Genomic DNA, 12,232 nt, shown 5'->3' with positions numbered 1-12,232 from the left:
ATGCGCGACGTGAAGGCCGGCGTGCTGCGCTGGGACGGCGATGGGGATGGGCCGGGCGGCTGGCGCCCGGTCGAACCGCCCCCCGCGCCGCAGGAATGCCCGGTGGCCATCGTCATCGACGGCATGAGCCAGGCGGTGCTGATGGCGACGCCGCATGACCTGCGCGATTTCGCCCTGGGCTTTGCCCTGACCGAGGGGCTGATCGCTGCGCCAGAGGATGTCGAGGGTTTCGAGGAGGCCGAGGTTTCCGCCGGCGGCTTCCCGGCGCGCGAGGCGCGGCTGTGGCTGCGCCCCGGCCTTGCCGCCCGGCTGGCCGAACGGCGGCGCAGCATGATCGGCCCGGTCGGTTGCGGGCTTTGCGGCGTGGACAGCATCGAGGCGGCGCTGCCCCGGATCGTGCCGGTCGCCTCGGACTGGGCCATGGCGCCCGAGGACGTTGCCCGCGCCATGGCCGCGCTGACCCAGGGCCAGGTCTTGCGGCATCGGACCCCGGCCATTCACGGTGCCGCCTTTTGGGACGGCGCCCGCGCCGTGACCCGCGAAGATGTCGGCCGCCACAATGCGCTGGACAAGCTGGCGGGCGCGCTGGCGCAGGCCGGGCGGTCGGCGGGGCAGGGCGCCGTGGTCATGTCCTCGCGCCTGTCCGTCGACCTGGTGCAAAAGGCCGCCCGCATCGGCGCGCCGATCCTGATCGGCGCCAGCGCGCCGACGGCCCTGGCGCTAGCCTGGGCCGAGCGCGCCGGCATCACCCTGATCGCGCGTGCGCGCCACGCAAGCTTCGATCTTTACACCCATCCCCGGCGCATCGCCGGAAGCTGAGGCGACATGTCCCACGACCATTCCAAACTGATCCGCATGGCCACGCAGATGGCGCAATTCTTCAGCAGCCAGCCCGACCGGCCGGCGCCCGAGGCGGTGGCCGCGCATATCAACGATTCCTGGTCGCCGCGGATGCGGCAGGATTTCGTGGAGCTGATCCGCGCCGGGGCCGAGGCCGATCCCGTCGTGCGCGAGGCGGCGGAGTTCGTCCGCCTGCCTACCGGCTGATTTTGCCCCTGCCACCCCGTCTGGCGCCGTGCTAGCGTGGCGGCATGGCACAGCTACCTTCCCGGCAAGAGATTCTCGACTGGGTGTCCGCCCATCCGGACGCCACCGCCAAGCGCGACATCGCGAAAGCCTTCGGCATCAAGGGTGCCGAACGCATCGAGCTGAAGCGGCTTCTGAAGGAGCTGGAGGCCGAGGGCCTGCTGGAACGCCGCCGCCGCCACTATCACGATGCCGAGCGGCTGCCGCCGGTCACCGTGCTGCAATTGCTGCCGCCCGACCGGGACGGCGACATCTTCGCCAAACCCTTGGAATGGCAGGGCGAAGGGCCGGTACCGCGGATTCTCTACGCGGCGCTGAAATCCGATCCCGCCGTGGCGCCGGGCGAGCGCATCCTGGCCCGGCTGATCGAGATCCGGGGCGAGGATCACGACTATCAGGCCCGGCTGATCCGCCGCATCGGCACGGTGCAGCACCGCGTGGTCGGCATCTTCCGCGCCGCGACCGGCGGGTCCGAGGCGGGCGGCCGCATCCTGCCCATCGACAAGGGCCAGGACAAGGAATGGCAGGTGCGCCCCGGCGACGCGCATGGCGCGAAAAGCGGCGAACTGGTCGAGGCCGAACAGGTCGGCCCGCGCGGCCGCATCGGCCTGCCGCTGGCGCGGATCGTCGAGCGGCTGGGCGACCCCTCGGCGCCCAGGGCGGTCAGCCTGATCGCCATCCACCAGCACGGCATCCCCGACGATTTCCCCGACGAGGTGATCGCCGAGGCCGATGCCGCCCGCCCCGCGACGATGAAGAACCGCGAGGATCTGCGCCACCTGCCCTTCATCACCATCGATCCCTCGGATGCGCGCGACCGCGACGATGCCGTCGCCGCCGAGACGCATGAGGACGGCGGCGCGACGATCTGGGTCGCCATCGCCGATGTGGCGCATTACGTCCGCCCCGGCTCGGCCCTGGACCGAGAGGCGAAGAACCGCGGCAATTCCACCTATTTCCCCGACCGGGTGGTGCCGATGCTGCCCGACATCCTGTCGAGCGACCTGTGCTCGCTGCATCAGGGCGTGGACCGGCCGGTGATCGCGGTCAGGATGCGGCTGGACGCGCAGGGCAACAAGACCGGCCACAGCTTCCACCGCGGCATGATCCGCTCGGCCGCGAGCCTGGCCTATGAACAGGCACAGGCGGCGGCGGACGGCAACCCGGACGAGCAGACGGCGCCGCTGCTCGACGCCGTGATCCACCCGCTCTGGCACGCCTACGGGTTGCTCAAGGCCGCGCGCCAGCGCCGCCAGCCGCTGGAACTGGACCTGCCCGAGCGCCGCATCGAACTGACCCCCGACGGGCGGGTGAAATCGGTGAATTTCCGCGAACGCCACGACGCGCACCGGCTGATCGAGGAATTCATGGTCCTGGCCAATGTCGCCGCCGCCGAGGAGCTGGAACGGCTGCGCCGGCCGCTGCTCTATCGCGTGCACGAGGAGCCGACGGTGGAAAAGCTCGACGCGCTGCGCGAGGTGGCCGAAGCCTCGGGCTTCACCCTGGCCAGGGGCCAGGTCTTGCAGACCCGGCACCTGAACCGGCTGCTGGAACAGGCCGAGGGCTCGGAATTCGACGAACTGATCAACATGACGGCGCTGCGCTCGATGCAGCAGGCCTATTACAACCCCGAGAATTTCGGCCATTTCGGGCTGGCCCTGCGCTCCTATGCGCATTTCACCTCGCCGATCCGGCGCTATTCCGACCTGATCGTGCACCGGGCGCTGGTCATGGGCCATAAGTGGGGCGATGATGGGCTGTCGGCGCAGGATATCGAGATGCTCTCGGAAACCGCGCAGCATATCTCGGAGACCGAGCGGCGCTCGATGGCGGCCGAGCGCGACACCACCGACCGCTATCTCGCCGCCTATCTGGCCGACCGGGTGGGGGCCGAGTTCGCCGGCCGCATCAGTGGCGTGCAGAAATTCGGCGCCTTCGTGCGGCTGGACGAGACCGGGGCCGACGGGCTTTTGCCGATCCGCGAGATCGGCCGGGAATATTTCCATTACGACCCGGATGCGCAGGTGCTGATGGGTTCGGAAACCGGACTCGAGATCGGCATCGGCCAGCGCGTGACCGTGCGGCTGACCGAGGCGGTGCCGCTGACGGGCGGGCTGATGCTGGAACTGCTGGAAGTCGAGGGCCGGCCGCTGCCGCAAGGCTCGGGCGGCAGGCGCGGCAAGGGGCCGATGCGCAAGCGCGCCACCCAGGCACGGCTGGCCGAGATCAAGCGCGCCCAGAAACGCCGGCGGGCGCGGCATCAGCGTTGAAGAAGGGGGCCTTGCCCCCGCGCGTTCCGCGCTCCCCCAGGGTATTTGGAAAACGGAGAAAGCCGCGAGGGGTGCAGGGCTTCTTTCTTGCCTAAATATCCTGCGGGGGAGTCGGCCGCAGGCCGGCGGGGGCGCAAAGCCCCCTTAGGCGGTGCCGAAAGCGAAAAGGGCGGCCCCATTGGACCGCCCCTCGCATCATCCCTCCGTCAGCCTTCAGCCAATGGCGGCAGCGCGGACGTCGTCGTCGATCTTGTCGGCATATTGCGCAAAATTGTCGCTGAACATGCCGACCAGCTTGCGGGCCTGGGCGTCATAGGCGGCGCCTTCTGCCCAGGTCTGGCGCGGGTCGAGCAGCTTGTCCTCGACGCCGGGAACCGAGACCGGAACCTCGAAGCCGAAATTCGGATCCTTGCGGAACTGGGCGTTGTTCAGCGAACCGTCCAGCGCCGCGGTCAAGAGCGCGCGGGTCGCCTTGATCGGCATGCGTTTGCCGGTGCCGAAGGCGCCGCCGGTCCAGCCGGTGTTGACCAGCCAGCAGGCCGCGCCCGTCTTGGCGATCTTTTCCTGCAGCAGCTTGCCATAGACTTCCGGGCGGCGCGGCATGAAGGGGGCGCCGAAGCAGGTCGAGAAGGTGGGCGTCGGCTCGGTCACGCCGACCTCGGTGCCGGGCGTCTTGGAGGTGAAGCCCGACAGGAAGTGATACATGGCCTGCGCCGGGGTCAGCCGCGCGATCGGCGGCAGCACGCCATAGGCGTCGCAGGTCAGCATGATGACGTTCTTCGGCTGGCCGCCCAGCGAGGTCGCGGACGCGTTCGAGATCTGCTCCAGCGGATAGGCGCAGCGCATGTTGTCGGTCAGCGAGTTGTCCTCGAAGTCCAGCTCCAGCGTGTCGGGGTCGTAGACCATGTTCTCGATCACGGTGCCGAACTTGAAGCAGGTGGCGTAGATCTCCGGCTCGGCCTCGGCCGAGAGATTGATGGTCTTGGCGTAGCAGCCGCCCTCGAAATTGAAGATGCCGTGGTCGGACCAGCCATGCTCGTCATCGCCGATCAGCACACGCGAGGGATCGGCCGAGAGCGTGGTCTTGCCGGTGCCCGACAGGCCGAAGAAGATCGCCGAATCGTCCGGGTTGCCGATGGCGTGGTTGGCCGAGCAATGCATGGGCATGACGCCCTTTTCCGGCAGGATGTAGTTCAGCAGCGTGAAGACCGATTTCTTGTTCTCGCCGGCATAGGCGGTGTTGCCGATCAGGATCAGCTTCTTTTCGAAATTGAGCGCGATCACCGTCTCCGAGCGGCAGCCGTGCTTGGCCGGGTCGGCCTTGAAGGACGGGCAGTTGATGATGGTGAAATCGGGCACGAAGCCGGCCAGTTCGGCTGCCTCGGGGCGGCGCAGCAGGTGGCGGATGAACAGCCCGTGCCAGGCCAGTTCGGTCACGACCCGGACGTCGAGGCGCAGGGCAGGATCCGCGCCGCCGTAGAGGTCTTGCACGAAATAGTCCTTGCCCTTCATGTGCTCCAGCATGTCGGCATGGAGCCGGTCGAAGGCTTCGGGCTCCATCGGGCGGTTGTTTTCCCACCAGATGCTGTCTTCCACCGAGGCCGTGCGCACCACATGCTTGTCCTTGGGCGAGCGGCCGGTATGCGCCCCGGTCGAGACCAGGAAGGTGCCGCCCAGACCCAGCTTGCCCTCGCCGCGCTGGATCGCCGCCTCGACCAGCGCCGGTTCGAGCAGGTTGTAGTGGACATTGCCGAGCCCCGTGATCCCCTGGTCTTCGAGACGGCAATTCGGATTGACGCGCGGTTCGGTCATGACACCTTTGCTCCTGCTGATAGTCCGGGCCGGCAGCGGCCGTTGCGCGTCCTATAACACGGCATTTCCCAGGCGAAAGCGCACATATGGACAGGGTTAGCGCAATCACACACGGTTAGCGCAATCATTTGGCGGATCGTGGCCTTGGCTTCAGGAAAACGCCACAAAGGCTCCTGATCCGGGGCCGGGCTCCGGGACGATTCGCGTCAAAAGGGGGAGAGCGCCATGATCCTGCATGCAAGCTGCATCGCCCATCGGGAACGGGGCCTGCTGATCCTGGGCCCTTCGGGCGCGGGCAAGTCCACGCTGGCGCTGCAGATGATGGCGCTTGGCGCCGTGCTGGTGGCGGATGACCGCACCGTGCTGCGCCGCGAGGGGGTGCGGATCCTCGCCGATGCGCCCGATTCGATCCGCGGCCGGATCGAGGCGCGGGGCGTCGGCATCCTGCATGCCTGGGCGCATGGGCCGGTGGAGGTGGCGCTGGCGGTCGATCTGGCGCGCCCCGAGCCCGACCGGCTGCCGCCCGACCGGCGGCTTGACCTAATGGGCAGGTCCGTGCCCCTTGTCCTTGGGGCCGGCCGCGTTCATCTTGCATCGATACTGTTGCAATATCTTGTCGCCGGCCGGGCGGATACGGATTTGCACGAAAGCTAGGATCGGACCATGCCGGAGGCGGCAAGCGCCATGGAGAGCCAGGAAGAACGCGCCCAGCGGCTGGTGCTGATCACCGGCCCGTCCGGGGCCGGGCGTTCGACGGCGATCAACGTGCTGGAGGATCTGGGCTACGAGGCGATCGACAACCTGCCCCTGTCGCTGATCCCGCGGCTGCTGGACGGGCCGGCGCGGCCGATGCCGCTGGCCTTGGGGTTGGACGTGCGCAACCGCGACTTCTCGGTCGCCAACCTGATCGAGCTGATCGACCGGCTGACCCGGCTGCCCGAATACGCACCCGAGGTGCTGTTCCTGGACTGCACGACCGAGCAGCTCTTGCGGCGGTTCAACGAAACCCGGCGCCGTCATCCGCTGCGCGCCGAAGGCTCGCCGCTCGACGCCATCATCGCCGAGCGCGACATGCTGGCCCCGATCCGCGCCCGCGCCGACGTGCTGGTCGATACGTCGGACCTGTCGCCGCATGACCTGAAGGCGGAACTGGCGCGCTGGTTCGACACCGAGTCGGGGCGGCGGCTGACCGTCTCGGTGCAGTCCTTTTCCTACAAGCGCGGCGTGCCGCGCGGGGTGGACATGATGTTCGATTGCCGCTTTCTGACCAATCCGCATTGGCGGCCGGACCTGCGGCCGCTGGACGGGCGCGATTCGCCGGTTCAGCATTATGTGATGGCCGATTCGCGATTCGACGAGTTCTTCCGCCGGGTGCAGGATCTTGTGCTTTTCACCCTGCCTGCCCATCTGGATGAAGGGAAGGCGCACCTGGCGATCGGCTTCGGCTGTACCGGGGGGCGACACCGTTCTGTCACAATGGCGGAAAAAATGGCAGATGCGCTTGCGAAAGCAGGCTGGCAAGTGTCAATTAGACATCGGGAACTTGAACGCCGTGAAAAGGCGCCGGCACCTGGGGATGATGGCCATATGCGGGCCTCTCGCACAGCTTTGGCGCAAGGTTGAACGGCTGGTGCGTGGTGGGGCGAATTGATCGGGATTGTCATCGTGGCGCATGGCGGGCTGGCCAGGGAATATCTCTCGGCCGTCGAGCATGTGGTGGGACCGCAGACCGGGATCAAGGCCGTGGCGATCGAGGAAAACCATGACCGGGGCGAGAAGCAGGCCGAAATCTGCGCCGCCGCGGATGCGGTGGATGCGGGCGACGGCGTGGTGGTGGTCACGGATCTGTTCGGGGGCTCGCCCTCGAACCTGTCGCTGCTGGCCTGCGCGACGCGGAACCGCTCGATCCTTTACGGGGCGAACCTGCCGATGCTGGTGAAACTGGCCAAATCGCGCAAATTGTCGGTGGCCGATGCGGTGACGCTGGCCAAGGATGCGGGACGCAAGTACATCAACAGCTATGATGTCCTGCCTGCCGATGTGCTTCCCATTCCCAAACGTGCCGCTTCATGAATGACATGACCAACGGGGCCGTCACCCGCGAATTGGCGATCATCAACGAAAAGGGCCTGCATGCGCGGGCCAGCGCCAAGTTCGTCGAGACGGTCGAACGTTTCGACGCCCAGGCCACCGTCGAAAAGGACGGCATCAGCGTCTCGGGCGATTCGATCATGGGCCTGCTGATGCTGGCCGCGCCGCGCGGCAGCGCGATTCGCGTCACCACCCGCGGGGCCGAGGCGCGGGAGCTGGCCGATGCGCTGACTGCCCTGGTCGAGGATTACTTCGGCGAAGGCATGTAAGGGCCGGACATGGCCCGCACCTCCTATCACCATGGCAACCTGCGCCAGGCCCTTGTCGAGGCCACGGTGCAGCTGATCGAGGAAAAGGGCCCGCAGGCCTTTACCCTGGCCGAGGCCGCGCGGCTGGCCGGGGTCAGCGCCGCCGCGCCCTATCGCCATTTCGCCGGGCGCGAGGATTTGCTGGAGGAGGTCGCACGCCAGGGTTTCGAGGAATTTGCCGACCGGCTGGAGGCCGCCTTCGACCAGGGCCGCCCGCGCCCGCTGACCGCCTTCCTGCGCATGGGCCAGGAATACCTGGCCTTTGCCGCCCAGCGGCGCGGCTTCTACATGGCCATGTTCGAATCGGGCCTGTCGATCGCCGGCAATGCCGGGCTGTCGCAGGCCTCGGAACGGGCGCGCGGCATCCTGGTGCGCGGGGCCGAGGCGCTGTTCGCGCAATTGCCCGACGGGCGCCGCCCGCCGCCGGGCATGGTCGCCGACCATGTCTGGGCGCTGAGCCATGGCGTGGTCGAGTTGTTCGGCCGCGGCAAGCCCGGCTCGCGCTCGCCCATCTCGGCCGCCGACATGCTGGAAAGTGGGGCCCTGATCTATCTGCGCGGGCTGGGCGTGATCCCCGACTGAATTTTTTCCATGAAAATTTTCGACGCTTCCCTTGAAGCCGGCCGGCCCTGCTCCATCTATGTAAATGTGATTAACATTCACATCGGAAAGGGACCGCAATGAACACTGACATCGCCCCGCGCCCCTCCGTCCTGGACCGGATCGGTGCCGTGCTGGCCGGCATCCGGGACTGGCTGGACGAACGCGGAAAGGGCGCCTGGATCGCCGCCATGATCCTGGCCTTCATCGCCTGCTGGCCCTTGGGCCTTGCCATCCTGGGTTACATGATCTGGAGCAAACGCATGTTTTCCTGCCGCCACCGCCATCATCATCACCGCCACGGCCACAGCCATGGCCGCGGATATGCGGCGCCGACCGGCAATACCGCCTTCGACGCCTATCGCGAGGAAACGCTGAAGCGGCTGGAGGACGAGCATCGCGAGTTCCTCGACTTCCTGCAAAAGCTGCGCGAGGCCAAGGACAAGGCCGAGTTCGACCAGTTCATGCAAAGCCGCAAGGAACCGGATCAGCCGCAGGCTGCAAGGATCGAGCCGCAGGCGTGATGCGAAAAGGGCCGGGGATCACCCGGCCCTGCTTCAATAGGAATATTCGGCATAGATCCGGTTCAGGTCGCCCGCCCATTCGCCGTGGTATTTCCCCAGCAGCTCGTCGGCCGGCACCCTGCCGGTCTCGACGCTTTCCTTCAGCGTGTTCAGGAAATGCGTCTCGTCCGGGACCAGCCCGCCCGAGCCGGTCCGCGCCCGCGCCTTGAGCCCGGCCTCGGAAATCGCCAGCACCTCGCGTGCCAGATCGCGCATCTTCATGCCGTCCACCTCGGCATCCAGCGCCCGCAGGCCCGCGCCCTGCCGCCAGGATTCGCGCGTCTCGGCGTCCCAGCCCTTGACCAGATCCCAAGCCGCATCCAGCGCCGAGGCGTCGTATAGCAGCCCGACCCACAGCGCCGGCAGGGCGCAGAGCCGTCGCCAGGGGCCGCCGTCGGCGCCGCGCATCTCGATGAATTTCTTGACCCGCGCCTCGGGGAAAACCGTGGTCAGGTGGTCGGCCCAATCCGACAGCGTCGGGATCTCGCCCGGCAGCGCCGGCAGGCGGCCGGCCAGGAAATCGCGGAAGCTCTGCCCCAGCGCGTCGATGTATTTGCCGTCGCGATAGACGAAATACATCGGCACATCGAGCACGTAATCGACCCAAGCCTTGTAGCCGAACCCGTCCTCGAAGGCAAAGGGCAGCATGCCGGTCCGCGCGGCGTCGAGGTTCTGCCAGATATGCGCGCGCCAGCTTTTCCAGCCGTTCGGCTTGCCGTCGAGGAAGGGCGAATTGGCGAAAAGCGCATTCGCCACCGGCTGCAGCGCCAGCGCCACGCGCAGCTTCTGCACCATGTCGGCTTCCGAGGCGAAGTCCAGGTTCACCTGCACCGTGCAGGTGCGATACATCATCTGCGTGCCCAGCGTGCCGACCCGGCCCATGTAATCGGTCATCAGCCGGTAGCGCCCCTTGGGCATCATCGGCATCTGCTCCTGTGTCCAGACCGGCGCGGCGCCCAGGCCGATGAAGCCTGCACCCAGATCGTCGGCGACGGCCCTGACCTCGGCCAGGTGCTGGTTCACCTCGTCGCAGGTCTGGTGGATGGTCTCCAGCGGCGCGCCGGACAGTTCCAGTTGTCCGCCCGGCTCCAGGCTGACATTGGCGCCGTCGCGTTCCAGCCCGATGATATGGCCGGCCTCCAGCACCGGGGTCCAGCCGAAGCGGGCCTGCAATCCCTCCAGCATGGCCTTGACCGAGGGTTGGCCGGGCGCGGCCTCGTAGGGCAGGGGCATCAGGTCGGCATGGCGATAGCCGAATTTCTCGTGCTCGGTGCCGATCCGCCAGCTTTCCCGCGGCTTTTCGCCCGAGGCGATGTATTCGACCAGTTGTTCGGGACGCTCGATCGGGCCGCCGCCCTGTTGGGGAATGGACATCGGTGGCCTTTCGTTTGCCTTTGCCCGTCACAGGTGGCAAGGCGGGCGGCTCAAGTCAAGCGGGCGCGGACCGGCCTCGTCCAAACGGTCTGGATCGTCGGCGCATCCGGCGCCAAGGCCGAGGCGAGGCGCCCCATCTCGATCCCCGGCAGCGTGGCGAAGGCGCCGGCCAGCCGCTCGGCCCCCGCCGCATCGACCGGGATCAGCAGCGCCTGGCCGTCGCCGCTTTTCAGCCGCCAGTGCCGGCGGCCGTTCAGTCGCATCAGCCGGATCTCGGCCAGCTCGCGCAGCGCGATCTCGCCGCCCAGCAGCCGGTTGGGCGACAGGTAGCGGATCGCGCCCTCGTCCAGCTCGACCATGCCGGGGCCGAGCGTGTCGTGGCGGAAGCGCATCCGCCGCCGTGCGTCCAGCGCCCAAAGCGCCGAGGCCGCGGCAATGACCGCGCCGATGGGCCACAGGATCCAGCCACCCAGCGAAAACACCCACAGCCCGAACCCGGTCGCGGCCAGCGCGGCGCCGGTTTCGGCCCAGGGGCGCAGCTTTTCGGCCAGTTCCGGGCGGATCATCAAAGCTCCAGCGCCATGTCCCGGTGCGGGATGCCGGCATCGTCGTATTCGGGGCCGTAGGCGGCAAAGCCCAGCCTTTCGTAAAAGCCGATGGCATGGGTCTGGGCGCCCAGCTTGGCGCGGGTGACGCCGGGCATGGCGCGCAATTCCTCAAGCGCCGCGCGGATCAGCGCCGCGCCGACCCCGGTGCCCCGCGCGGATTGCAGCACCGCGACGCGGCCGATCTTGCCGGTCGCGCCCTGGACCAGGATGCGGGCGGTGCCCAGGGCCCGGCCGCTGTCATCCCGCGCCAGCAGGTGGATCGCCTCGCCGTCGCGGCCGTCCCATTCCTCGGCCTCGGGGACGTTCTGCTCGACGATGAAAACTGCGCGGCGGATGGCGCGGCAGGTGTCGAGGTCGGTGGTCTTCTCGATCATGCGAAGTAACGCTCCAGGATGCGGCGATAGATCCGGGCGAGCTGGCGGACCTGATCGGCCGGCACGCGCTCGTCCACCTGATGCATGAAATGCCCCACCAGCCCGAATTCAAGCACCGGGCAATGATCCTTGACGAAACGCGCATCCGAAGTACCGCCCGAGGTGGACAGCACCGGGGTCAGTCCCGTCTCCTCGCGCACCACGCCGGCGACCAGGTCGACGAAGGGGCCGGGCCGGGTCAGGAAGCTTTCGCCCGACACGTCGGTCGAGATGGCGAAATCCACCTTGGTATCGGCCGAGATCGCCGCCGCGCGGGCGCGGATCATCCGGTCGAGGCTCTCCGAGCTATGGGCGTCGTTGAAGCGGATGTTGATCACCGCCCGCGCCTGTTCCGGGATCACGTTCGAGGCCGGGTTGCCGCAATCCACCGTCGTCACCTGCAGGCCCGAGGGGTCGAAATGCTCGGTCCCCTCGTCCAGCGGCGCCTCGGTCAACTCGTAGAGCAGCCGCAGCAGCGCATGCAGCGGGTTGCGGGCGCGATGCGGATAGGCGGCATGGCCCTGGATGCCATGCGCCTCGATCTGCAGGGTCATCGAGCCGCGGCGGCCGATCTTGATCATCTCGCCCATGCGGTCGGGATTCGAGGGCTCGCCGACGATGCAGACATCCATCCGCTCGCCATTGGCTGCCATCCAGTCGAGCAGTGCGCGGGTGCCGTGCTTGCCCGGCCCCTCCTCGTCGCCGGTGATGGCCAGGATCACCGCGCCGTCCGGCGGCGGCGTCTCGGTCACGAAGCCAATGGCGGCTGCGGCGAAGGCCGCTACGCCGGATTTCATGTCGGTGGCGCCGCGGCCCCAGATCCAGCCCTCGGCCTCGTGCCCGGAAAAGGGCGGATGCGTCCAGCTGACCGGATCGCCGGGCGGCACCACGTCGGTATGGCCGTTGAAGCCGAAGGTCCGTGCGCCCTTTGCCCCCCAGCGCGCGAACAGGTTCGGCACCCCCTCGCGGTCGACGCGGTGGCATTCGAAGCCCGCCGCGCCCAGCAGATCGGCCAGCAGCACCAGCGCGCCGCCCTCGTCGGGCGTGACCGAGGCGCAGCGGATCAGCCGGGCGGTCAGTTGGGCGGGATCGGGGATCGTGGTCATG

At 68.0% G+C, this 12,232-nt stretch carries 14 protein-coding genes; 9 read left to right on the top strand and 5 right to left on the bottom strand.

The window, feature by feature from the left end; translation table 11 throughout:
• Genes fdhD through rnr form a run of 3 tightly spaced genes read left to right on the top strand, consistent with a single transcriptional unit; the run spans position 1 to position 3,356 of the window.
• Positions 1-819, top strand: coding sequence for a formate dehydrogenase accessory sulfurtransferase FdhD (fdhD, locus tag ACNKFW_RS11260; RefSeq protein ID WP_024843648.1), 819 nt, complete (start codon positions 1-3; stop codon positions 817-819).
• Between the two features lie 6 nt (positions 820-825).
• Positions 826-1,047 (top strand): formate dehydrogenase subunit delta, encoded by a 222-nt coding sequence (locus tag ACNKFW_RS11255; protein WP_024843647.1) that lies wholly within the window; start codon positions 826-828, stop codon positions 1,045-1,047.
• A 44-nt stretch (positions 1,048-1,091) separates the two neighbouring features.
• The gene (gene rnr, locus ACNKFW_RS11250; RefSeq protein WP_147428664.1) at positions 1,092-3,356 is read left to right on the top strand and encodes a ribonuclease R; all 2,265 of its coding nucleotides are present in this window, start codon (positions 1,092-1,094) and stop codon (positions 3,354-3,356) included.
• A gap of 213 nt (positions 3,357-3,569) precedes the next feature.
• Here rnr and ACNKFW_RS11245 read toward each other — a convergent pair whose 3' ends face one another.
• Positions 3,570-5,168: a phosphoenolpyruvate carboxykinase gene (locus tag ACNKFW_RS11245; RefSeq protein ID WP_024843645.1), complete on the bottom strand. Its 1,599-nt coding sequence runs from the start codon at positions 5,166-5,168 to the stop codon at positions 3,570-3,572.
• A gap of 225 nt (positions 5,169-5,393) precedes the next feature.
• Here ACNKFW_RS11245 and ACNKFW_RS11240 point away from each other — a divergent pair, with 225 nt between their 5' ends.
• The 6 genes from ACNKFW_RS11240 to ACNKFW_RS11215 all read left to right on the top strand — a co-directional run bounded on the left by ACNKFW_RS11240 (position 5,394) and on the right by ACNKFW_RS11215 (position 8,691).
• Entirely contained in the window at positions 5,394-5,822 is a 429-nt protein-coding gene (locus tag ACNKFW_RS11240; RefSeq protein ID WP_147428666.1) for an HPr kinase/phosphorylase, read from the top strand.
• A 9-nt stretch (positions 5,823-5,831) separates the two neighbouring features.
• Positions 5,832-6,791: an RNase adapter RapZ gene (gene rapZ / locus ACNKFW_RS11235; RefSeq protein WP_147428668.1), complete on the top strand. Its 960-nt coding sequence runs from the start codon at positions 5,832-5,834 to the stop codon at positions 6,789-6,791.
• A 24-nt stretch (positions 6,792-6,815) separates the two neighbouring features.
• Positions 6,816-7,241 (top strand): PTS sugar transporter subunit IIA, encoded by a 426-nt coding sequence (locus tag ACNKFW_RS11230; protein ID WP_024843642.1) that lies wholly within the window; start codon positions 6,816-6,818, stop codon positions 7,239-7,241.
• On the top strand, positions 7,238-7,528 hold the full coding sequence (locus ACNKFW_RS11225; protein ID WP_024843641.1) for an HPr family phosphocarrier protein: 291 nt from the start codon (positions 7,238-7,240) through the stop codon (positions 7,526-7,528). Before ACNKFW_RS11230 ends, ACNKFW_RS11225 begins: the two co-directional genes overlap by 4 nt.
• A 9-nt stretch (positions 7,529-7,537) precedes the next feature.
• Positions 7,538-8,149, top strand: a complete 612-nt coding sequence (locus ACNKFW_RS11220) for a TetR/AcrR family transcriptional regulator (protein WP_024843640.1) — start codon at positions 7,538-7,540, stop codon at positions 8,147-8,149.
• Between the two features lie 98 nt (positions 8,150-8,247).
• A complete protein-coding gene (locus ACNKFW_RS11215) occupies positions 8,248-8,691 on the top strand; it encodes a DUF2852 domain-containing protein (RefSeq protein ID WP_024843639.1) in 444 nt (147 codons plus the stop codon).
• Between the two features lie 33 nt (positions 8,692-8,724).
• Here ACNKFW_RS11215 and ACNKFW_RS11210 read toward each other — a convergent pair whose 3' ends face one another.
• The 4 genes from ACNKFW_RS11210 to dapE are packed head-to-tail and all read right to left on the bottom strand — an operon-like array spanning position 8,725 to position 12,231.
• Complete coding sequence (locus tag ACNKFW_RS11210) at positions 8,725-10,104, bottom strand: glutamate--cysteine ligase (protein ID WP_024843638.1); 1,380 nt, start codon at positions 10,102-10,104, stop codon at positions 8,725-8,727.
• Positions 10,105-10,154: 50 nt separating this feature from the next.
• The gene (locus tag ACNKFW_RS11205; RefSeq protein ID WP_028709970.1) at positions 10,155-10,670 is read right to left on the bottom strand and encodes a hypothetical protein; all 516 of its coding nucleotides are present in this window, start codon (positions 10,668-10,670) and stop codon (positions 10,155-10,157) included.
• Positions 10,670-11,086 (bottom strand): GNAT family N-acetyltransferase, encoded by a 417-nt coding sequence (locus ACNKFW_RS11200; protein WP_147428670.1) that lies wholly within the window; start codon positions 11,084-11,086, stop codon positions 10,670-10,672. The genes ACNKFW_RS11205 and ACNKFW_RS11200 overlap by 1 nt, the downstream gene beginning before the upstream one ends.
• Positions 11,083-12,231 (bottom strand): succinyl-diaminopimelate desuccinylase, encoded by a 1,149-nt coding sequence (gene dapE, locus ACNKFW_RS11195; protein WP_147428672.1) that lies wholly within the window; start codon positions 12,229-12,231, stop codon positions 11,083-11,085. Before dapE ends, ACNKFW_RS11200 begins: the two co-directional genes overlap by 4 nt.
• Position 12,232: the final 1 nt, after the last annotated feature.

This window comes from Paracoccus sp. TD-10 (genome assembly GCF_048270675.1).
Lineage (GTDB): Bacteria > Pseudomonadota > Alphaproteobacteria > Rhodobacterales > Rhodobacteraceae > Paracoccus > Paracoccus pantotrophus.
Note: the sequence above shows the minus strand (reverse complement) of the source record. Positions and strands in the feature narration are given on the sequence as shown.